Origin of the sequence: Psychrobacter sp. Ps1 (genome assembly GCF_022129425.1) — a bacterium.
GTDB lineage: Bacteria > Pseudomonadota > Gammaproteobacteria > Pseudomonadales > Moraxellaceae > Psychrobacter.
Window position 1 is genome coordinate 89,219 of the sequence record NZ_JADQAN010000004.1, and the last position, 23,495, is coordinate 112,713.

General features: G+C 41.8%; 20 protein-coding genes. 17 read left to right on the top strand and 3 right to left on the bottom strand.

The genetic code is table 11. The annotated features are described in order from the left end of the window. Positions 1-18: 18 nt before the first annotated feature. Together I3249_RS02890 and I3249_RS02895 are read right to left on the bottom strand one after the other, a co-directional pair. Positions 19-1,791, bottom strand: coding sequence for an L-lactate permease (locus I3249_RS02890; protein ID WP_238068488.1), 1,773 nt, complete (start codon positions 1,789-1,791; stop codon positions 19-21). A 488-nt stretch (positions 1,792-2,279) separates the two neighbouring features. Then, positions 2,280-2,594 (bottom strand): glutaredoxin family protein, encoded by a 315-nt coding sequence (locus I3249_RS02895; protein ID WP_238068489.1) that lies wholly within the window; start codon positions 2,592-2,594, stop codon positions 2,280-2,282. Between the two features lie 297 nt (positions 2,595-2,891). On the opposite strand from I3249_RS02895, the gene mtgA reads away from it, so the two are divergent. The 6 genes from mtgA (at position 2,892) to I3249_RS02925 (ending at position 7,620) form a co-directional block, all read left to right on the top strand. Further along, entirely contained in the window at positions 2,892-3,581 is a 690-nt protein-coding gene (gene mtgA, locus I3249_RS02900) for a monofunctional biosynthetic peptidoglycan transglycosylase (RefSeq protein ID WP_238068490.1), read from the top strand. Positions 3,582-3,902: 321 nt separating this feature from the next. Then, a complete protein-coding gene (gene ppk1, locus I3249_RS02905) occupies positions 3,903-6,149 on the top strand; it encodes a polyphosphate kinase 1 (protein ID WP_238068573.1) in 2,247 nt (748 codons plus the stop codon). Positions 6,150-6,464: 315 nt separating this feature from the next. Beyond that, on the top strand, positions 6,465-6,635 hold the full coding sequence (locus I3249_RS02910; RefSeq protein WP_238068491.1) for a hypothetical protein: 171 nt from the start codon (positions 6,465-6,467) through the stop codon (positions 6,633-6,635). A gap of 63 nt (positions 6,636-6,698) precedes the next feature. Next, entirely contained in the window at positions 6,699-6,956 is a 258-nt protein-coding gene (locus I3249_RS02915) for a hypothetical protein (RefSeq protein WP_238068492.1), read from the top strand. A gap of 66 nt (positions 6,957-7,022) precedes the next feature. Beyond that, complete coding sequence (locus I3249_RS02920; protein ID WP_238068493.1) at positions 7,023-7,349, top strand: hypothetical protein; 327 nt, start codon at positions 7,023-7,025, stop codon at positions 7,347-7,349. A gap of 70 nt (positions 7,350-7,419) precedes the next feature. Further along, positions 7,420-7,620, top strand: coding sequence for a hypothetical protein (locus I3249_RS02925; RefSeq protein ID WP_238068494.1), 201 nt, complete (start codon positions 7,420-7,422; stop codon positions 7,618-7,620). Positions 7,621-7,797: 177 nt separating this feature from the next. On the opposite strand, the gene I3249_RS02930 is transcribed toward I3249_RS02925, so the two are convergent. Beyond that, on the bottom strand, positions 7,798-8,595 hold the full coding sequence (locus tag I3249_RS02930; RefSeq protein ID WP_238068496.1) for a tRNA-(ms[2]io[6]A)-hydroxylase: 798 nt from the start codon (positions 8,593-8,595) through the stop codon (positions 7,798-7,800). Between the two features lie 556 nt (positions 8,596-9,151). Here I3249_RS02930 and I3249_RS02935 point away from each other — a divergent pair. The 11 genes from I3249_RS02935 to I3249_RS02985 all read left to right on the top strand — a co-directional run bounded on the left by I3249_RS02935 (position 9,152) and on the right by I3249_RS02985 (position 23,339). Continuing rightward, a complete protein-coding gene (locus tag I3249_RS02935) occupies positions 9,152-11,350 on the top strand; it encodes a malate synthase G (RefSeq protein ID WP_238068498.1) in 2,199 nt (732 codons plus the stop codon). Between the two features lie 609 nt (positions 11,351-11,959). Beyond that, positions 11,960-13,003, top strand: coding sequence for a porin (locus I3249_RS02940; protein ID WP_238068500.1), 1,044 nt, complete (start codon positions 11,960-11,962; stop codon positions 13,001-13,003). A 196-nt stretch (positions 13,004-13,199) separates the two neighbouring features. After that, entirely contained in the window at positions 13,200-14,834 is a 1,635-nt protein-coding gene (locus tag I3249_RS02945; RefSeq protein ID WP_238068501.1) for a CTP synthase, read from the top strand. A gap of 216 nt (positions 14,835-15,050) precedes the next feature. Continuing rightward, positions 15,051-15,926 carry a 3-deoxy-8-phosphooctulonate synthase gene (gene kdsA / locus I3249_RS02950; protein ID WP_238068502.1) on the top strand — a complete coding sequence of 292 codons (876 nt, stop codon included), beginning with the start codon at positions 15,051-15,053 and terminating at the stop codon, positions 15,924-15,926. 27 nt (positions 15,927-15,953) lie between these two features. Then, the gene (locus tag I3249_RS02955) at positions 15,954-16,211 is read left to right on the top strand and encodes a heavy-metal-associated domain-containing protein (RefSeq protein ID WP_238068503.1); all 258 of its coding nucleotides are present in this window, start codon (positions 15,954-15,956) and stop codon (positions 16,209-16,211) included. 254 nt (positions 16,212-16,465) lie between these two features. Continuing rightward, positions 16,466-16,690 carry a cation transporter gene (locus I3249_RS02960; RefSeq protein WP_201578727.1) on the top strand — a complete coding sequence of 75 codons (225 nt, stop codon included), beginning with the start codon at positions 16,466-16,468 and terminating at the stop codon, positions 16,688-16,690. Between the two features lie 235 nt (positions 16,691-16,925). After that, positions 16,926-19,286, top strand: coding sequence for a cation-translocating P-type ATPase (locus I3249_RS02965; protein ID WP_238068504.1), 2,361 nt, complete (start codon positions 16,926-16,928; stop codon positions 19,284-19,286). Between the two features lie 323 nt (positions 19,287-19,609). Then, the gene (gene eno, locus I3249_RS02970) at positions 19,610-20,926 is read left to right on the top strand and encodes a phosphopyruvate hydratase (protein ID WP_057761174.1); all 1,317 of its coding nucleotides are present in this window, start codon (positions 19,610-19,612) and stop codon (positions 20,924-20,926) included. A 166-nt stretch (positions 20,927-21,092) separates the two neighbouring features. Further along, positions 21,093-21,401, top strand: a complete 309-nt coding sequence (locus tag I3249_RS02975) for a septum formation initiator family protein (protein WP_057761172.1) — start codon at positions 21,093-21,095, stop codon at positions 21,399-21,401. A gap of 185 nt (positions 21,402-21,586) precedes the next feature. Continuing rightward, a complete protein-coding gene (gene ispD / locus I3249_RS02980) occupies positions 21,587-22,315 on the top strand; it encodes a 2-C-methyl-D-erythritol 4-phosphate cytidylyltransferase (RefSeq protein WP_238068505.1) in 729 nt (242 codons plus the stop codon). 415 nt (positions 22,316-22,730) lie between these two features. Next, on the top strand, positions 22,731-23,339 hold the full coding sequence (locus tag I3249_RS02985) for a BLUF domain-containing protein (RefSeq protein ID WP_238068506.1): 609 nt from the start codon (positions 22,731-22,733) through the stop codon (positions 23,337-23,339). Positions 23,340-23,495 lie beyond the last annotated feature (156 nt).

A 23,495-nucleotide genomic window follows, 5' to 3' on the forward strand; every position in this document is an offset into this window, starting at 1 on the left:
TAGCGTCAGCTTGCCTGATTATCGTCCATTCAGTTTTCTACGGGAAAATTTGCCACAAAAAGACATCAGTCCAAAGAATGTTATGGGCCAGAGAACGGCTAAAGCCCACCACCATATTTGACCGAAGATGATAGCCATACCGATCAAACCTGCTTGCACGACATAATAAATCATCGCTAGCAGTGTTTTGCGAATCACATAGCCTTCTTTATCCACCAAGCCGACTACTGCGCAAGCAGCTACCACATTATGCACCGAAATCATGTTACCAGCCGCACCACCCACAGCTTGCAAGGCTATTACTTGTGCTGCAAGGTCGCTATTGAGTCCGATCTGATTGGCTGTTGACCATTGAAAATATGAAAACATCATATTGCTAATAGTATTTGAACCGGCGATGAAAGCACCCATTGCCCCAATCCATGGAGACACTAGCGGCCACGCATTTTGAAAAGCATCGGCAGCACTTTCAGCCAGTAATATTGGCATAGCCGGTAGCGCAGTAGCGACTTCAGCGGCTGAGCCTGAATTAATGAATACTTGTACCATAGGCACCGAGAATAGCAAAGCTGGTGCGGCAGCAACCATGGTCTTTGCCGAGTTACTCCAACTGCGCTTTACCGCTTGGCTATTCATTTTGAACAGTAAAATACATAATAAAGAAGTAATAATTAGAATGCTACCAGGAGAATAGGCGAGCTGTATCTTACTAGAAATTGTTGTACCAAAAAGATTAGTAAGGCTAATGGTTGTTAAATCCCCTACCAGAAAAGCTTTGAGTGGTGCAATCACTCGAGTTATGACCAATAAGGCAATCACAATGAAATAGGGCGAAAATGCACGAATTAAAGAGAACTTTGGGGTTGCTGAATCATCATATTTTACCTCGTCTAAAGTACCCAGCCAGTCTTTGTCCCATTTTGCGCGAGGGGCAAAATCAAAAGTATCTTTAGGCATCAAAAAACCACGCTTAGCAGCGGGAAGTACAATTAACAACCCAATGAAACCGCCAATGAGTGAAGGGAACTCAGGCCCTAGAAATTTAGCAACCAAAAAATAAGGAATAGTAAAGCAAAGACCTGCAAAAATGGCAAATGGCCATACTTTAAGCCCTTCTATGAAGGAGCGTTTTTCACCAAAGAACCTTGTCAAAAAAGCACTTAAAATTAAAGGTATCAAAAACCCAATAAGCGCATGTACAAGGCCTACGTTAGCTGTAATCTGTAATAAATAATTTTCGGCAGTAGTAGGGGCAATGGACTGTGTTAAATCTTGTTTATCAGTAATACCAGACCAAACGCCAAGTAGTAGAGGCGTACCAACTGCACCGAATGATACGGGTGTAGATTGAATGATAAGAATAACCATGACCGATGCCATCGCTGGAAAGCCTAAAGCCAACAACAGCGGAGCACCCACTGCAGATGGTGTTCCGAATCCTGATGAACCTTCTACTAAAGAGCAGAACAACCATGCCACAATGATCGCTTGGACGCGCCTATCAGGTGAAATATCCATAAAGCCCTTACGTATGGCGACAAGAGCGCCGCTTTCTTTCAGCGTATTCAGCAGTAAAATAGCTGCGAATACAATGAATAAAATAGTAAGTGCCACAATAATCCCATTAACAGTAGCAGCCGCTACCTGAGCACCACTAGCGTGCCAAATGAAAAAGGCTAGCAGAGCTGTCACCAAATAGGCAATACTCATAGCTATCTTAGCTGGCAGGCGCATAACTATGAGTAGTATGAATACAACGAGAATTGGCGCTAAGGCTAAGAAAGTGTACATAATTAACAGTCCTTATTGTTATTAACAGTCCTTATTGTTGTGTATACCAGCTTATTTTTTACTGGTTTTAAAGTCATACTAAGTTATTACTATAGTCGATACACTCTAAAAATGTCATAGCGCTACTGGGATGAATTTTGCGCAGCCTCTGGGAACGCAGCACGCAAGTAAAATTTATACCAGTAGCGCGTTTAAATCCATAACAGTTTTACATTCAGCTAACTATATTTATTAGGGCGTGTTTAAAACGCCTTAATAGTTGCTCTTAGGTGCTTTCGCTAAGAATTGTATGTATATGATTTAATAGAGTGCAAGGTTAGAGAGTTGAGATTATTGATCAGTAAATCATTAGCATTAGTATAATCAATTTACCAAACAGAATATAAAAGTAGTCTAGCAAGTATTGAAATACCATACTAGCTAAAATTAGCGGTAGATATTCTAATATAAGAAATTTAAAAGCTCTATAACATCAAAACAAAGTGCCGTTAGTTGTGAGCTAACAGTTGCTGTAAATCCATGACTGAAAATGGATAGTCTAATCGTTTTGATGGAGTCAAAATCACAGGGATAGACGTGGCAAATTCCATCATAAGTGCCTCATCAAAGTCTGCAATATCGACATGTTGGTAACTAATCGGTTGTACCGCCTGAAATTGTGTGATTATTTGCTCAGCGATATCACATAAATGGCAGCCCGAAGTGCCTAGTAGCCACCATTGATTGCTATTTTCATCAATGCCGAGGCTTGGGTTTGCTGCAATAACACGCGCTCGTAATACTTCTATATTATCATCGTGCATGGGTAGTCTCTTATCTTCATACTGATTGCAAAGCGCTGATGCTCAGTACGCGCTTATTTAAAACATAAAATACTTTAACGGTCATTACATCATAAAGAAGTGGGGTAAATAATGACAGCGATTGTGAGATTAGGTAAGATGACCTGCTATTGATCGTTATTAATGGCTGATGCTCAACGGTCGATGATCGGCTATACATAGCCCATTTATAATCATTGATTCTTAGTTGATGTCTCATAGTCATTGATAGAGTATCAACCTTATCTTATTACTTTTTTAACCACTCGGATATCGCGCATGGCAAGTTTTGGCACATTTATCAAACGTCTGTTATTGGCAATTATGCTATTGGTTGTCGCATTCCATATATTGGTCGTCGGGCTATTATTAATTTGGAAAACACAGCCAATTAACAACAGCATGTTTATGTTGACGCATCGCCTAACGGGTGGCACGGTCACTCAGACATGGGCTGAATATGATGCGATTGCCAAATCTGCCAAGCAAGCGGCAATTGTGAGTGAAGACTCAACGTTTAGTCAGCACAGCGGTTTTGACTTTAAAGGTATCAAAGCGGCACAAAAGAAAAATGAAGAGACAGGCAAAATGTCTGCTGGCGGCTCAACGATTACTCAGCAATTGGCAAAGAACTTGTTCCTCACCTCGCATCGCTCTTATGTGCGTAAAGCTGAAGAGGCTGTCATCACTGTGATGATTGAGACGCTATGGGACAAACAGCGCATTATGACCGCTTACCTAAATGTGGCGGAGTTTGGTAATGGTATCTATGGTATTGATGCAGCAGCGCATCATTATTTCGATAAGTCTGCGGCCAATCTAAATCGAGATGAGTCAGCACTTCTGATTGCGATGCTTACCAATCCAAAGTATTACGAAGATAACCAAGGTGATAAGCGTTTGCGTAACAAGCAACGTATTATCAAAAAACGCATGAAAAATGCCGTATTACCGCAAGTAGCTTCATAAATATAAAGCATTAAGGTTGGGCTAGGGCGTGTCCTCATTTTAAAAATGGTGATAAAAATGAAATAAATTGCCGTCAAACAAGGAAAATAGTGCAGATAATATCGAGATATTGACCAACTATTTGACGATGTTTGGCAAAATTTAGCTGTTTTTAGCCCATTTAGAGGACACTCGTTTGAATTGAGGACACGCCCTAGATTATAGGATCGAATGTTGTAAGCTAGGCTATTTCGAATAAGACTAAGACATTCCCTAGAAAAGACAGAACGATAAAAGATGATGGCGTATCGATAACGCAAAAGGAGTAGTGACGTGGTAGAGATGACTAGTAATCAGGGCAGTGGTGATGTTAACGATATGATTGACGTTAATAATGTTGAAGATGGCGCTAACGACAATATTGATAAAGCGATTAGTATAGATAGTAGTGTAGATAATAGCCCAAATAATTTAGCAGAAATCGAATGGCAACGCTCAGAAGATGGCAGCTATTCACCCAGCAGTTATATCAATCGAGATTTGTCTTTATTACAGTTTCATCTGCGTGTATTGGCGCAGGCAGCCAGTCCTCGTCACCCACTGCTTGAGCGCTTGTTTTTTCTCATTATTTTTTCATCGAATCTCGATGAATTCTTTGAGATACGTGTCGCTGGCATCATGCAAAAACTCAATATCGGTGACGTATCGACCAGTGCTCACGGTATGCGCCCAAGCGAGGTGTTAAACGAGATCTCTGCGATCACTCACGACGCTATCAATGAGCAATATCGTATTCTGAATGAAGATATTTTGCCCGCTCTTGCGCTCGAGGATATCCGCTACCTAAAACGTGATGAGCTCAATGCCGAGCAGTCTGCATGGATGAAGCGTTATTTTACCGAGCAAGTTGTACCAGTATTGACACCGATTAGCATTGATCCTGCGCATCCATTCCCGCGTTTGGTCAATAAAAGCTTAAACTTTATTGCCACTTTAGAAGGCAAAGATGCTTTTGGTCGCGACATTAATTTGGCGATTGTTCCAGCGCCGCGCAGTCTGCCGCGTGTGATTCGTCTGCCAGATGAGCTAACGGGTGGTAAAGAGCATCATGTGATGCTATCAGCCATCATTCATGAGCATATCGGTGAGCTGTTCCCTGGTATGAGTGTGACGGGTTGTCATCAGTTCAGACTGACACGTAATGCAGATTTGGATCTGGCGGATGATGTAGAAGATATCGCCAAGGCACTCGAGGGCGAGCTTGAAAACCGCCGCTTCGGTGACAAAGTCCGTCTTGAGGTCACAACCGACTGCCCAACGCATATCAGTGAGTATCTGCTTAATGAATTTGAGTTGCATGACAATCAGCTATACCGTGTCAATGGCCCAGTCAACTTAACGCGTTTGCTGTTTGACTTTAATATTCCTGCGCTACGCTACCAGCCATTTACTCATGTCGTGCCAAAGGCATTCCGCCGAGAAATGGATAAGTCAGATAAATCGACCAGTATGTTTGCTGCCATGCGTAAAAGTGATGTGTTGGTTCATCATCCTTTTCATGCGTTCTCGCCGATTATTAATTTACTTTGGCAAGCAGCCAGCGATCCCAAAGTATTGGCAATTAAACAAACGCTATATCGCTCAGGCACCAATTCAGAAATCGTCAAAGCACTTGCAGCTGCCGCTCGTAATGGCAAAGAAGTCACGGCTGTTATTGAGCTGCGTGCGCGTTTTGATGAAGCGTCTAATATCGCAGTTGCCAACTATCTACAAGAAGCAGGCGCGGTCGTAGTCTACGGTATCGTCGGTTACAAGACCCATGCCAAGCTCATGCTAATCGTACGCCGCGAGGACGACCGAATCCGCCGTTATGTCCATCTAGGCACTGGTAACTATCACGCGGCAAATGCCAAGGTCTACACAGATTATGGTCTGTTTAGTGCAGATCCTGATATCTCAGAAGATGTTCACAAGATATTCCAAGAGCTAACCGGCATGGGTAAGCCTGCCAACCTCAAAAAACTGCTACATGCACCCTTTACTTTGCATGAGAAATTGATGAGCTTTATCGATGATGAAATCGCTCATGCCAAAGCGGGCAAACGTTCTCATATCATTATAAAAGCCAATGCGCTAACTGAGCGCCGCCTCATTGATAAGTTATATGATGCCTCGCAGGCAGGCGTTAAGATCGAGCTTATTTTGCGGTCTATGTGTTGTTTACGTCCACAAGTAAAAGGACTGTCTGAAAACATCACGGTACGCTCTGTTATCGGACGGTTTTTAGAGCATACGCGCGTTTATTATTTCTATAATGATGGCGATGAGCGTCTATACTGCGGTAGTGCAGACTGGATGGATCGTAACCTGTTCCATCGCGTAGAAGTGGCGTTCCCGATTGAGAACAAGAAGCTATTTAAGCAGATTTATCAGGATGGCTTAATTAACTACTTACAGGATAATACGCAAGCGTGGACACTTGATGGCACTGGCGTTTGGCAGCAATTACAGCCAGCAGCAGGTGAGGAGCCACACGTCGCACAAGAGCATTTATTAAAAACGATCAATCGTGTCGAAGAGTCTAGCTAATTCGTAAAAGCACCTTTAGGCGATAATCAGCTATTCGATTGTCTATCTAACCAAGCACTGGTAAATACTGGTGCTTGGTTTTTTTTGCTCACCAATTGCAAAAGTTACAAACTGACTTGCAACCTCACAATTATTCACATATTGATACGGCAGTACACTGGTGCATTACCCAAGGTCATACCTATAATTAATATCAATTCCGACGCTACTTGAGAAGTATTGGTTACTCATTTGAGCGTTGGTACAAGTTCAAAATGTATATCTATTGGACTGTCTAAAGCCGTCTAATCAAATCATAATAATAGGAAATAAACCATGAGTACTACTAACAATGATAATTCAGATATAAAACAAGCTGCAGAACAGGTAAATGGTCAGGAAGTTGAGAAGAACTTAGCAGAGAATAAAAAAGTCGACGCTCCTGAATCATTAAGTGAAGAAGAGCAAACGCCTTTTATCGATGATGATTTACGTACTGATAAGTAATCTACGACATCAAACATCGATCTAATAATTAATAATAACCAATAATAAAGCGAGGGACGCGCCATGACTATGCAAGAACCAGAAGCAACAGACACAGAAGAAAAAGTAATCGTGGATGACCCTGCTGCTAATGAGTTAGAAAACCCCAAAGATAGCTATGCAGGACGCAAGCACAAGCCTGAAATCGATGGCCCTGAGCAAGACTCACAAGAGACTGACGAAGTTTATGCTGATCCACGTAAAGAAGAAAATCTTCCAGCAGGTGGCAAGAATGCAGCGGAACTAAGTGCCTACGACTTGAGCCAAAAAGGTAATGAGTAAAGAAATATAGGTAACAGCGGGCTAACCAAATCGATAAAATTATAAATATAAAAAGAGGATATGATAATGCAAGCAAAAGACTCAGCAATAGATAAGGTGAAGGTACTAGAATCTAATGATCATAGTGCAATTGAGAAAAATACCACTGAGAACAAAGGGACTGATACTTTTGATGAATCTGTGGTCGACTCAGAACACGTAAATGATAATGACAATCCAGCGCGCCAACCAGATCGCCGTGATCAAGAGGGCAGTACCGCGTTTGATGACAATATCAATGAAGATACTGTCGGTAGTGCAGCATCCAAGAGTGAGGGTATTAATGATTTAAATCGTTATGCCAACATTGATAACGCACAAACTCGCATCTTAAATCCTGATGAAAAAGATTAAACAGGGGCAAATCTCAAAAAATATAGTGTTTCTTGGGTTAGATAAGTAATTATCATAGTAGGGAGTACCAATGAATAACTCGGATAATGAAAGCGTCAATAGTGATCATAATTTAGAAGATGCAGATGACAATAATGGTATTGTCCCTGATGATGCATTACAAAAAGCAAATCCAGCCGCAGCAGAAAAAGCTACGGAAGATCATGATCCGCATAATGTCGCCAAGAGCAACAAACAGTATGACAGTCCATTGATGGAAGATAAAAAGTAAGAACTCACTACATCAATAGCTATTAGTATTTGTACATAAATAGGCATTTGCACATAGATAAAAAGGCACTGTGTTTGATACGAGTTATATACTCTTACCAAACACAGTGCCTTTTTGCTTACTATGTTTTTACTTTCTACATTATATAGGTAGACATATTTAGGTAAGGCGTGGGTTTTAAGCAGGTGTACCACTATGAAAACGTAGCTCAGCATCTGGGCTACTTATTAATTCAGCCTCTACTTCCTTAAAGAAAGCAACTCGCTCATCGATATTCTCATCTGATAATGATTGAGCGAGTGCAAGATAATCTTCAAAATGACGGCTCTCTGACTTGAGTAGATAACGATAATACTTCGCTAAACGCTCATCGTCGATGACTTCGGCCAATGCTGCAAAACGCTCACAAGAGCGTGCCTCAATAAATGCCCCAATTATCAATACATCAACCATCGCTGCTGGCTCGTAAGTGCGTTTGTGCTTCAACATCCCCTTAGCATAGCGCCCAGCACTTAGGTATTTCCATTCCTGACCGCGCTCATTCATGATACCCAGTACTTGCTCGTAGTGCAGCATCTCTTCACGTATTAGCTGTGCGAGTTTACGTTGCAAGTCATACGAGAACTCATAACGAAATATCAAATTCATGGCAGTGCCAGCGGCCTTTTTTTCGCAGTTGGCATGGTCTTGAATGATCATAGGTAGATTTTCAATCGCAGCGTTTACCCAAGCTTGCGTGGTTTGCGCTCCTAAGAAGTTGTAAACAGGAGATAAGTCTACCTTTATAGGAGTGCGCAGATGCGTAATATCGACACTATCTTCTTCAGGCAGCTCTTCTTCGATTAGATCTGATTCAGCACTACTATTTACAGTTTGAGAGACATTTTCTTCGACAGATTTTTTCTCGATATTATCGTTATCTATAGTATTTGCTGTTGATTGTAATGTCGTGAGGTCTTGTTGATTGATAGTCATAGTCATAGTCTAAGGAAGCTTTATTTATGAATGGTGATACCAGTAATTATATCGTTAGTCTGACCTAGATACGATGCTAAATAACTGACAGTCATTAATAGGTATTTATTAATAGATAACGGTTAAGCATAATTCAAGGTATTAATGATTACTTACTGTTTATATTAATGTTGCTGCATCTATTTCCCAGATGATGATTATAGCTCCTAGAGTAGGCTGCTTATACATTATCATTATTAAACAGCCTAAGTATTTACTTAGTGAATGGTGTTTCCTTGTTAATTTTATTATTTGATAGTAGGATGAGATTTTGCTCTTTAAGCATTTCGTCTTATTTTTATGATTCACTATTAGTAAAGAGTAAGTCTAATATCAATAGATTGCCTTTTACTAGAACATCAAATTTGTAGATATATCTTCTTAGAAAAATTAGAGAATCAAAGATTCCACAACGAATGAGATATGAACGTTTAAACCTCACAAGATTAAAAACTCTTAAACAGTTACTGTCACAACTCAGTATTAGTACCCCTCACGAACAGATAAGGATAACAATATGAGCCAGTCTTCTAACACCAATCGTATTCAAAAAGGCAGTCTTGCCATCGATCAGCAGTTATATGACTTTATTGAAAACGAAGTACTACCGAAAGTCGGTGTGGATTCAGACGATTATTGGTCAGGTTTCGAAAAGGTTATTAAAGAATTTACCCCGCGCAATAAAGCGTTACTTGCGACTCGTGACAAGATTCAAGCGCAAATTGACCAATGGCATCTAGATAATCCTGCAAAAGATGGCGAAATAGACTATCCAGCTTACAAGACATTCCTGCAAGAGATTGGCTATTTGCTACCTGAAGGCGAAGCGTTTACGGTTGATACCAAAAACGTCGATGACGAAATCGCACACATCGCAGGGCCGCAGCTAGTCGTACCAGTTCGTAACGCTCGTTATGCGCTTAATGCGACCAACGCACGATGGGGTAGTTTATACGATGCGTTGTATGGCACCGATGTTATCAGTAGTGACAATGGCCAAGAAGCGGGTGGTAGCTATAATCCTACTCGCGGCGCCGCTGTTGTCGCTTACGCCAAAGCATTTTTAGATGAGCACTTCACACTAGCATCAGGCTCTTATAATGATGTGACTGGTTTTAAAGTAGTCGATGGCAAGCTAGAGGTCGTACAAGGTGATAACAGTACCGCGCTAAAAGATACGGCTAAATTTGTCGGCTTTGTCGGCGACGCTGAAGCTCCTACAGGTGTACTGTTAAAGAACAACGGCTTGCATGCTGAGATTCAAATCGACAGTAATCATCCAGTGGGTAAAGACGATCCAGCAAATATCAAGGATGTACTGCTTGAATCGGCCATGACAGCCATTCAGGATTGTGAAGATTCAGTCGCTGCTGTAGATGCAGAAGAAAAAGTCGAAGTCTATCATAACTGGCTTGGCTTGATGAATAGCGACCTACAAGAAACCTTTGAGAAGGGTGGCAAAACGCGTACGCGTAAGCAAAACCCAGATCGTGAATATAACACACCAGATGGTGGCAAGCTGATCTTGCCAGGTCGTTCGCTATTATTAATTCGTAACGTCGGTCACTTAATGCAGAACCCTGCCATCTTAGTCGATCTAGGCGATGGTCAAGAGCAGATATTTGAAGGCTTAATGGATGGCTTAATCACGCCACTATTATCACTTAATGATATTAAAGGCAAAAACGAGCTATCAAACTCGCGTCAAGGCTCAATGTATATCGTGAAGCCAAAAATGCATGGCCCTGAAGAAGTTAAAATGGCCAATGACTTATTTAATGCATCAGAGGATCTATTAGGTCTAGAGCGCAATACGCTTAAAATCGGCATCATGGACGAAGAGCGCCGTATGACGGTGAACTTAAAAGAAGCAATCCGCCAAGCTAAAGAGCGCGTTATCTTTATTAACACAGGTTTCTTAGATCGTACTGGTGATGAGATGCATACCAGCATGAATGCAGGTCCATTTGTACCAAAAGGCGAGATGAAATCGCAAGCATGGCAGCCTGCTTACGAGCAGTGGAACGTCGATATCGGTCTAGAGACAGGCCTACAAGGTCGCGCGCAAATCGGTAAGGGTATGTGGGCCAAGCCTGATGAAATGAAAGAGATGATGGATACTAAGGCTGCTCATCCTAAGTCTGGTGCTAGCACTGCGTGGGTACCATCACCAACGGGCGCTACCTTGCATAGCATACACTATCATCAAGTGAGCGTAGCTGATGTACAAGACACGCTAAAATCACGCGAGCGTGCTAGCTTGGACGACATCTTGACCATCCCATTAGCAAAAAATACCGACTGGACTGACGAAGAAAAGCAGCAAGAGCTTGAAAACAATGCTCAAGGTATCTTGGGTTATGTCGTACGCTGGGTAAATCAAGGCGTTGGTTGCTCCAAGGTGCCTGATATCAATGATGTCGGTCTCATGGAAGATCGTGCTACTTTGCGTATCTCAAGCCAACATATTGCTAACTGGTTGCATCATGGCGTGGTTAGTGAGCAGCAAGTGATGGATACGATGAAACGCATGGCCAAGGTCGTCGATGAGCAAAATGCAGGCGATGATGACTATCAATCAATGGCAGATAACTTCGATAGCTCTTATGCATTCAAAGCCGCCTGTGATTTAGTCTTTAAAGGACGTGAGCAGCCTAGTGGTTATACTGAGCCATTGTTGCATCAAGCACGTTTGGATCTTAAAGCAAACGCTTAGAACAATAGACTAAATATGACAGGCATTTGAGCATACTTGATGAGCAAGTATGCCAGTCAGTCTTGCTCGTTTGTAACTGATAAATTTGCTCAAATAGATTATTAACTTCTTAATTAGCGCTATTTATTTTTAGTAAATAGCGCTTTATTTTGGACTATTATTCGATGTTTATTATAAAAATTTAAGAATATTAGTAATCATATTAACCAATATTATTCGTATCTAATTGAGTAAGCGGAAGTTTTTTCACAATCGTTCAAATAAAATGAAGGGTCTATTATTTGATAATAGATGTATCGAAAAGGCAAAAAAATATGTTGCAAATTATGTCAAAGTTGTTATGCTTGTACTCGAAGTATGAGTTTGGTAACGGATGTTACGCAATGGAAGGATGAAAACTAAAGATTACATGGCAGTTACTTTTTTAATCCCAGTTATGTAAATCATGGTTTTTTTCATCTTACTGTAATAGAACTTCGCCACACTTGTTTCTGACTAATCTCGGTAGCCAGTTACACATTATATCTTTGAGGATTTGTGACGATACCATTATGGGCGCCAGCTAATAATAGCTTGCTCATTACTACAATTGTAAAGTGGAGATACCCCATGAAAAAACTACTTTTAGCTACAGCAATCGCAGCCCTATCTGTATCAGCAGCCAATGCAGCACCTACTGTTTATGGTAAAGCATTCGTCGGTGTGGATTATGTTAATCTAGACAACGAGTTAAGCAACACCGATGAAGATGCGGTACAGATCAACTCATACTCGTCACGTCTTGGCTTTAAAGGTTCGGAAGCAATTACTGCCAATACTGACGTGATCTATCAGTATGAAGTAGGTATCAATGTTGATGGTAACGCAGGTGATGATAACAATATCGCATTCAAGAGCCGTGATACTTATCTAGGGTTCAAGAATGATAGCTACGGTGAGTTCCGTTTTGGTCGTAACACCTCAGTACTTGATTACGTAAATAACGTGATCACTTCTGGCAGTGGTTTTTGGGATAATTTAGGTTCGAATCAGCTTGATTCAGAAGAAAGCGGCATCAACATGACTGATAGTGGTCGCCGTAATAACTCTCTTGTTTGGCAAGCACCTAAGTACAATAATCTACCATTAGATGTTGCACTTATGTATAAAGCTGACGAATCGTTAAATGACTCTACTAGCAGCGATGCAGGTTTTGCAGCAGCAGCAATGTATGATGCTGGTACTGGTATTACGTTTGGTGCCGCTTATGACAACGATGTTAACCTAGATGGTGATCTTATTCGTGGTACGGCTACTGTTGATCTAGGCAAGTACATGGCAGCTCCTGTAGTACTTGGCGCTCTATATCAAGTTGCTGATTTCGATTCTACTTCTGGTCTAGGTGACGAGAAAGAAAAAGGCTTTGTTGTTAGTGCGAAAATGGGCTTGAATAACTTCGCTAAGCCAGCCGCTGTTTATGTTCAGTACAACAATACTTCTGACGTATTAGGCTTTGACAACTTTGATTCAGATCAGATCGTTGTTGGTGGTGAGTATCAATTCAAAAGCAACATGATCGCTCACGCTTATGTCGGTCAAAACTCAGCTGAAAATGCTGTTGGTGAAGACTATGATTTGTTCGCAGCCGGTGGCGGTTTAGAATATAAATTCTAAATCAGATAGTCTTATAAGTTATTTACCAAAGACTCATCCTTCGGGGTGAGTTTTTTGTTGTGTAGGATTTTAATAACAGAAAAATGTTTGCTTCCAGCGCGAAAACATAAGAGTTTCAGACAGTTTGCATTTTTGCCCTATATTTTATGGCGTATTTTTAGTAAAATCCTTCTTTACCAATTACCGACAGAGTACTATGACCAAGTTTATATTCGTGACCGGTGGGGTAGTGTCCTCACTAGGAAAAGGTATCACCGCAGCTTCTCTTGCAGCGGTCTTAGAAGCACGTGGCGTGACTGTCACGATGACCAAAATGGATCCGTATATTAACGTTGATCCAGGTACGATGAGCCCGTTTCAGCATGGTGAAGTATTCGTCACTGAAGATGGCGCAGAGACCGATTTAGATCTGGGTTATTACGAGCGCTTCTTGCGTCACTCAAAAATGAGTAAGAGTAATAATTTTACCAGTGGCCGTATTTATCAAAATGTTTTAAATAAAGAACGTCGCGGTGAATACCTTGGCGGTACGGTACAGGTTATTCCGCATATTACGGATGAGATCAAAAGCAAGATTCTTGCTAGCGGCGAGGGCTATGATATTGCTATTATCGAAATTGGCGGTACCGTTGGTGATATCGAATCACTTCCGTTTATGGAAGCCGTACGTCAGATGCAAGTAGAGCTTGGCCGTAATAGAGCCATGCTAATGCATCTTACTTTAGTACCGTATATTGCTAGTGCTGGTGAGACCAAAACCAAGCCAACGCAGCATTCAGTAAAAGAGCTACGCTCTATTGGCCTACAGCCTGATATCTTAATCTGTCGCTCTGATCATCACATCTCTCAAGACAACCGTCGTAAGATTGCGCTATTTACCAACGTTGAAGAGCGTGCGGTAATCATGTGTGAAGATGCACAAAGTATTTATCAAATCCCGCGCACATTACACGAGCAAGATCTTGATGATTTAATCTGTGAGCGTTTCGGTCTTGATGTGCCTGAAGCTGATTTGAGCGATTGGGATAAAGTTGTTGAAGCTCAGTTGAATCCAGAAGGAACAGTGACTGTTGCGATGGTCGGCAAATATGTCGAGCTTCCAGATGCTTATAAGTCTATTAACGAAGCATTGCTACACGCAGGTATCACGCATAAAGTAGATGTGAAGATTGACTACATCGATGCTGAACGTCTAGAAGATGATGATACTTTGCTTACGCAGCTAAACGATGCTGATGCTATATTAGTACCAGGCGGTTTCGGTGAGCGCGGTACGATGGGCAAGATAAAAGCCATCACTTATGCTCGTGAAAACAACGTTCCGTATCTAGGCATTTGCCTTGGTATGCAGTTGGCTGTGATTGAGTATGCGCGTAACGTACTTAACATTAACGCTAACTCTTCTGAGTTTGATCGTAAGACAGCTGAGCCTATCATTGGTCTGATCACTGAATGGTTAGATGAGCGCGGCGAGCTGCAGATTCGTAGTGATGATTCAGACCTTGGTGGCACGATGCGCCTAGGCGCACAGCAAGCAGAGTTAGTTTCTGGTAGTAAGCTAAGCCAAATTTACGGTGCGAGCAATATCACTGAGCGTCATCGCCATCGCTATGAGATGAATAATCGTTATATCGAGCCGTTAGAGCAAGCAGGTATGACCATCTCTGGTTATTCTGCCAAGCAGCATTTGGTAGAGTCAGTTGAGATTTCTGAGCATCCATGGTTTGTCGCTGTGCAGTTCCATCCTGAATTTACTAGCTCACCACGTGGTGGTCACCCATTGTTTAATAGCTTTGTAAAAGCGGCTAAGAACCACAACGAAGCAAAATAGCTCTCAAAATGTAATCTATATTGAAAGCGTTTATTATAAAAAAGACTGATCTTCGGATTGGTCTTTTTTTTTGTTTAATTCAGGCTGTTTGTTGTTATTAATCAGCAATCATCTTTACTAATGACGTCTAATTACGCTTGCATACTTTTTTTAATCAGCCTATCGGTTACAATATAGGACAGACATATTAATAACAAAATAAGAGGTAATGGCTTCATGGACAAATTATTGACCGCACAATCACATATCACGATCAACACTCCTAACAACGATACGATCAACATTGGTAACGACCAGCCTTTTGTATTGTTCGGTGGTATGAATGTTTTAGAGTCTAAAGAATTGGCATTTGAGATTGCTGAGCAGTATGTTGATATTTGCAAGCGCTTGGGTATCGGCTATGTTTTTAAAGCGAGCTTTGATAAAGCCAATCGTTCAAGTCTGCATTCGTATCGTGGGCCTGGTTTAGAGCAAGGTATCGATTGGTTAGGTCAGATCAAAGAAAAGTTCCAAGTACCGATTATCACTGATGTGCATGAGCCACATCAAGCAGCACCAGTTGCTGAAGTGGCTGATATTATTCAGTTACCTGCATTTTTGTCGCGTCAGACAGATTTAGTGCATGCGATGGCAAAAACAGATGCCATTATTAATATCAAAAAGGCGCAGTTTTTGGCCCCTCACGAGATGCGTCATATCGTTAATAAGTGCCTAGAGGGTGGTAATGATAAATTGATACTTTGTGAGCGTGGTAGTGCTTTTGGCTATAATAATTTGGTCGTGGATATGCTTGGTTTTGATACTATGAAGCAGATGGATATACCGGTATTCTTTGACGTGACGCATAGCTTACAGCAGCCAGGTGCACGTAGTGATAGCGCTGGTGGACGTCGTGAGCAGATTACAACGCTTGCCCGTGCAGGTATGGCTACAGGATTGGCAGGGTTATTTTTAGAAGCGCATCCAAACCCAGAAACTGCAAAATGTGATGGTCCATGTGCGCTGCGTATGAGCCAACTAGAGCCTTTCTTACGTCAGCTTAAGCAAATTGATGATTTGGTCAAAGGTTTTGAAGTATTGGATACTCATTGATACGGTACGTAATAAGAGGGCTATACAATGGCAATTCAAATGGCGCAAGTAAGCATCGAAAATATCGATGATGCAGAAGGCTTAGATAGTGTGATGACCGCTCTTAAAAACATCTCAGGCGTGACGGCTATTAATTTGGATCCTAAGCATAATGTTGCAACGGTAAGCTATGAGGATACAGATACTAGTATCCATGCCTTAACAGCAGCGATTAGCATGGTGGACTATGTGACTCAGCCATTTCCGATTGATTCACCACAGAACCCGCACCATAACGATTCATAATCACAAATAACTATTGTTATAAACTTGTCGATGAGCTATTTTACGTTTTTATTAATAAGTTACTGTCTCGTTAATAGCATCTCGTTAATAAAGCAACAACCAAACAGTCTTGTTGTCGAGGATAATAGGGCTTATGCTTATTTAATGTAGCTTTGATAGTTGCTCTTACTTTGATAACTTAAAAGGTGTCAAAGTAAGTATTAACAGAATCACTATTAGAGTTGCTCATTACTAATAAAAATAAGGAGCCCAATATGGCAGATCAAACACGTATTATTAAAATTGATGGCATGACTTGTGGCGGATGCGTAGCAAGCGTACATACAGCAACAGCTGATATTGATGGATTAGAGACTATTACCGTTGACCTCGCTGACAACCTAGCGACGATAACCTTTGATGATAGCAAAACCAGTGCAGAGGCTATTGCTTCAGTTATTGACGATGCGGGATTTGAGGCGACAGTTGCTAACTCATAAATCTCATCACTTATTTACAGAACCAGCTAACATGTTATTACAAGCATGATAGCTGGTTTTTTAATGATTAACGATTATGAGTATTCAGCCTCAATATTTTGCTACATTGCTACTTTGTCTGAAATACTCATACTGAATACGATATTGACCAATTGCTTTATTTGAATTTTTGCCCACCCACTGATATTTTATCGTGGTTCCTACTAATTTATAGGCACCATGACGAGTTTTATTTATGAACGATACCACCCGTACTACCAAAAATGAGTCTTATGATGTCGAAACTGATGTTGAGTCCAACACGTCACTGACACCGCAACGCGCGCATTTGCAATTGGCGATTGATGGCATGACTTGTCAGGCCTGCGCCTCAAGAATCGAGAAGGTGCTTAATAAAAAGCCTTCGGTGTACGAGGTAAGTGTGAGTTTTGCTGGCGAGACCGCCAATGTTGATTATGACCCAACCCAGACGACGCCCGAACAGGTGACGGAGTGGGTGAATAAAACAGGCTTTGTGGCTAATGTGCAGGCAGCCGATAGCTTATTTGCTCAGACTGACGAAGATACCGCCACTCAATACCCATGGCGTTTAATCGGATTATGGGTTTGTTTGGTGCCATTTTTAGTGGGTATGGCAGGTATGTTGACGGGTTTTGGCATGGCGTGGATGCCGCCAGTCTGGGTTCAATTTATTTTAGCGACTGTAGTACAGTTTGGTTTAGCGTTACCATTTTATAAGAGCGCATGGGCATCTATAAAGGGCGGCCTTGCCAATATGGATGTGTTGGTGGTCATCGGTACAGTAACGATATGGGCGTATTCGACTTATCTATGGCTCACGCACGGCGATGGTACTTTGAACAGCTTGTTGCAAAGTGGGCATTTGGGTGGACACGGTGCTAGTAACAGCCCAGCCGTATATTTTGAAGCAGGGGTGATGGTCATTGCCTTTGTACGTACGGGTAAATATCTTGAGGAACGTACCAAGAAGCACAGCCTAAACAGTATTGATTTACTATTGTCATTGACACCTGATGAAGTAGAGCAGCAGCAGCCAAATGGTGAATTTCATAATATTGCGTTATCTGATGTACAAGTAGGTGACGTCCTACGTGCGAAGCAAGGCAGCCGCGTCGCTACAGATGGTACCGTCATAGAAGGCAGCGGCTGGTGCGTGGAGAGTCATTTAACTGGCGAGTCGGTAGCTCTCAAAAAAGAGCAAGGCGATGGATTGCTGGCAGGTGCCTTAGTAGAGAATGGCAGTCTACTGTATCGTGTCAGTGCGAAGGGCAGTGATACGAAACTCGGCGATATGGTACAAGCATTGAGTGATGCACAAGGTTCAAAAGCCAATCTAGCGCGTCTCGCGGATCGAGTAACGGCTATTTTTGTCCCTGTAGTGGTAACGATTGCGTTGGTTACCTTTGGAGTCACATGGTGGCTGACAGGTATGGTTGATACTGCACTAATGCACGCAGTATCGGTGTTGGTTATTGCTTGTCCTTGTGCGCTTGGTTTGGCCACGCCAGCGGCGATCATGGCTGGTATGGGCGTTGCTGCGCGTCATGGTGTTTGGTTCAAGGATGCACAAAGTTTAGAGGCTGCAGGCGATATTGACACAGTGGTACTTGATAAAACGGGTACATTGACCATCGGTAGACCGACTATCGTCGATCATGTCATGGTGGATAAATCGCTTGCTGTTGATGATGTGTTGCAGATCGCTGCCAGTGTCGAGGCGCATGCCAGTCATCCATTAGCGACAGCGTTGGTCAATACAGCTAAAGACCGTCAACTGTCTCTATTTAATGTGACTGACATCAGTGTGATAAAAGGCGCTGGTATACAAGCAAATATCGAAGGACTTGGGCTGATAAAAGTGGGTACGGCAGAGTTTGCGAACTTGACGTTGCCAAGATTTATGCCAAAAGTATGGCAAATTGCCAGTACCGTTGCGATTAGTATTAATGATGAGCCACTAGGTGCATTTGCCTTAGCTGATGATTTAAAGGCAGATACGCCGCAAGCAATCGCTGCACTACAAGATGCGGGTATCAATGTGATCTTGATGAGTGGTGATAAGCAGTCCGTTGTCGATCATGTAGCAGGGCAGTTGGGTATTGATAAGGCTTATGGCAAGATGAGCCCGCGTGACAAGGCCAGTCAAATTGCACTATTGCAAACTGCTGGTCATAAGGTGGCGATGGCAGGAGACGGCGTCAACGATGCGCCAGCGATGGCTACTGCCGATGCCAGTTTTGCGATGTTTGAGGGGACTGATGTCGCTCAGCATAGTGCCTCTGCACGTCTAATGGGTGAGTCGCTCATGCATATCGATGCGGCACAAAAAATCGCTCAAGCAACGCTACGCAATATCAAGCAAAATCTGTTTTTTGCCTTTATTTATAACTGTCTTGGTATTCCGCTTGCTGCATTTGGGTTTTTGAATCCGATGATTGCTGCCGCTGCTATGGCTCTTAGCTCCATCTCAGTACTCATGAATGCACTACGATTGACACGGTTTAAGACAGAGGTTGAGTTAGATAATACGGTATCTACCTCTCATACGGATAAAGAGCATTTAGCAAAAGGATAGCTATCATATTTGCTTTAAGCTTCTATAAATATAAAACAGATAGCCATCGCATATATGTATCTCTAAGATTGTTTTTATGACGGCAAGTCGGTGTAAGATAAGGGAAGTTTGGTAAAATATATGCTATGATGCCAAGCACTATAGCCGACTATTAATCTGCTTGATACACCTCTAATTGCTGGGTAACTATAGCCACAAGATGGAAAGGTATGAAGGGTTTTTAGGATTACGCGCTATATGATATTTTGCTTTATCTTTTTTGTATGCTAGCTGCCGTTATTTATCTCACAAACTTGGCATGACCAAAGGAATTAACAGACATTATGTACGCTGAAGAAACCAACAACGTCACCGCAATTAAAGACATTCGCGCTCGTGAAATTTTAGACTCGCGCGGTAACCCAACTATCGAAGCTGATGTTATTTTAGCTGACGGTACTGTCGGCCGTGCTGCTGCTCCAAGTGGCGCATCAACAGGCTCACGTGAAGCGCTTGAGCTACGTGATGGCGACAAGACCCGCTTTATGGGTAAAGGCGTCAAAAAAGCCGTTTCTAATGTCAACAGTCAAATCCGCAGTGCCTTGATTGACAAAGATGTGACTGAGCAACAGGCCATTGATGATGCCATGATTGCGCTAGATGGTACAGAAAACAAAGAAAGCTTGGGTGCCAATGCCATGCTAGCTGTGTCACTTGCTACAGCTAAAGCAGCAGCCAAGTCACAGAATCTGCCATTACATCAATACATTGCCAATCTACGCAATCAAACATCGTTGACCATGCCTGTGCCGATGATGAACATCTTGAACGGTGGCGAGCACGCGGACAACACGGTTGATATTCAAGAGTTTATGATTGAGCCTGTAGGCTTCACAAGCTTCTCAGAAGCGCTACGTGCTGGTACAGAGATTTTCCATAGCTTAAAGTCTGTATTAAAATCGCAAGGCTTAAATACTGCCGTTGGTGATGAAGGTGGTTTTGCACCTAACCTACGTAGCAACGAAGAAGCTATCACGGTTATCATGCAGGCGATTGAGCAAGTTGGCTACAAAGCTGGTGAAGATATCCATCTTGCGCTAGATTGTGCGGCTAGTGAGTTTTACAAAAACGGTCAATACGTTTTGGCAGGCGAAGGTAATAAAGCCTTTGATAGCCAAGGGTTCTCAGACTACCTAGTTGGGCTGGCACGTCAGTATCCTATTATCTCTATCGAAGATGGTCTTGATGAGTCGGATTGGGATGGCTGGAAATATCTGACCGAGCAGATTGGCGATAAAGTTCAATTGGTTGGTGATGATTTATTTGTAACCAATCCTGCGATCTTGCAAGAAGGTATTGATAAGCATATTGCCAATGCTATTTTGATTAAATTTAATCAAATTGGCACCTTGTCAGAAACGCTAGATGCGATTTATATGGCTAAGAAAAATGGCTATGCAACTATCATTTCACATCGTTCAGGTGAAACGGAAGACAGCACCATTGCAGACTTGGCAGTTGGTACTGCTGCTGGCCAGATCAAGACTGGCTCACTATGCCGTTCAGACCGCGTAGCGAAGTACAACCAATTGCTACGTATCGAGCAGCAAGTACGTGCAAGCTATCGTGGCCGTGAAGAGTTTATCGGTTTACGTGGCTAAGAGTCTGACTGGCTGTTTGGCGCGTAATATGCGTTAAGTAATATACGCTAAAAAGCTTAGACTCATCAGCTGGAGTTAATATTTAGGCGATATATAATCATTTGTATATCGCCTAATCAGCTTAAACTTTACTATCTTCTTTTATACCGTTTGGCGTTATCACCTTATGAAATATTTTAGCCAATTTATACTACTTGCTTTAGCCGTTGCAGTGCTTTTAGGATTGCAATATCAGTATTGGTTGGGTGAAAATGGCCGTTTTGAACACAATAAGTTAACAGCTCAAATTGAAGAGCAACAACGTTTGAATGACAATCAAGTTGCAGCAAACAACTTACTACGCACCGATGTTCAAGATTTAAAAACAGGACTTGAGGCCGTAGAAGAGCATGCTCGTTTAGATTTAGGTTTAATCAAACCTAATGAGACTTTTGTTCAAGTATCCACCGCACCAACCACGCACAGCAACTATTAGCTTTATAAATACACTAGCTTTCACGAATACACTAGCTTTCACGAATACACTAACTTTTACGACATGAATTAATTTTCATGATGCAGCATCATAATGTTGTTATCTGACACCATTCATCACACTTAACACCTGCTTTATTCCTCTTTACATATACTGTCATGGGCTCAAACCATGAGTACACTACTATGAATACAACCCCTAATATACATGCCATGATCGTCGCAGCTGGTCGCGGTAGCCGTTTTGGTGCGTCTATTGCCAAGCAATATACAATGCTAGAAGGTCAGACGCTATTGCAGCATAGCGTGGCACGACTTGCTTATAGCGATTACATTGATAAGTGTCTATTGGTCATATCAGCCGATGACAGCACGGCTCAACAATTAGAGTTTACCCTTCCTATAAGCTATGCAGTCGGCGGAGCAGAGCGTTGGCAGTCAGTACAAGCAGGCGTTGAAGCAATTAGTCAGACAGGTGCTGATGATTCGGATTTGGTGCTTATTCACGATGCAGCACGTCCCGCTGTACCGAATGTAGATATCGATCAAGTGATTGAAGCAGCGATGCTGGAGCCTTACGGCGCTATTCTAGCGACACCAGTGGCCGATACGTTAAAAGCTTCCTATCAGCTAGCTACCTCCGCAGAAGAGAGTCGTGCACACTCTTATATCAAATCTACCATTGATCGTAGCAATATGTGGCAAGCACAAACCCCGCAAGTATTTCGCTTAGGTCAATTAAAAAAAGTCCTAAATCATGTGTTTGAACATCAGCTAAGCATTACAGATGAGGCCAGTGCTTTTGAACAATTAGGTTTACCAATACGTTTAGTCTCTGGCAGCCGCCAGAATATAAAACTGACCTATCCTGATGATGCGGTACTGTTAACAGCGATTATGGCGCTTCAGTCTTAGTTTCAACTCTGCTTCCGCTAACGAGCATCAGTTTTACTCCTTTTATACTTAATAGTAGCCATGATAAGTATTATGGCTTCAGTAGCCACTATATCCTCGTTAGACTTTTCTGTACTATTCTTAAAAATTAACTATTACTAAAGCCTATACCAAGAATATATATAATCTACTTTGAAATATAATATGGTTATTACATATGTTTTTTGTGTCTGAGCGGGCCTATGTCCAGTAATAGGTTGCTTTAATGACCAAACTAACCTATGATGTAACTAACTTAATACAATTAATATAAAAACTTATAAAATAAATAATATATCAGACCGATTCATTACGCTTAGTTATGTTGTCTCTATATTTTTTCTGAAGTTAGTATGATTGTTTTAGCGACATTTACCTGATAATAGGGAGAAGCTGATTGTCAACAATCAACGATTCAACAAATCCAGTAACGCCAGATCTCTGCCAGCTTGTATATATAAGCCGGATTACCTCTACTGGTCTTTCAAGTCCTAGCACGCTTAATGATATCTCAGAGACCGCGGTTGAACGCAATCAAATAGATAATATCACAGGTATTCTTTGCTATGGCAATGGCTACTTTTTACAGTGTGTCGAAGGCTCAGAGCAGGCACTAACCAATCTAAAAAATCGTTTGTTGGTAGATGATCGACATAAAGAATTAAAGATTTTAGACTTTTCTGAAATTACCAAACGTCGTTTTGCCGGTTGGTCGTTACGTTCAATTACCCTTGAGCGTTGGATGACTAAAGAGCCTGAGCTTAAAAAGTTAATGCCATTTAAGCCGTATGAGTGGGATTCTAAGGAGTGGCAGAAGTTCTTAGACGTGTTGCAAGGCTACTATGAAGAGCAAACGAGAACAGGTAACGTCGATACACCTCCTGTCAAATACAGCACGCTAGGGGTGACTCTAAGTAAAGTTGTAGGGCAGCATCAGGCGTTCTTTTTGATCCAGACGATATTGGGATTGATGATAGTGGCTACGTTGCTATGGTTACTGCTGTAATCGATAGATATGAATAAAGTACCCATTGAGCCAAGCTATATTTACAATTAATAAGACAACCAAAAGAAAAAGCCAGCATTCAATTAATGCTGGCTTTTTTATTTAGAAGAATAAGTTGGCTTTTAATGAGAGACATAAAAAAACCCAGTTCATAAT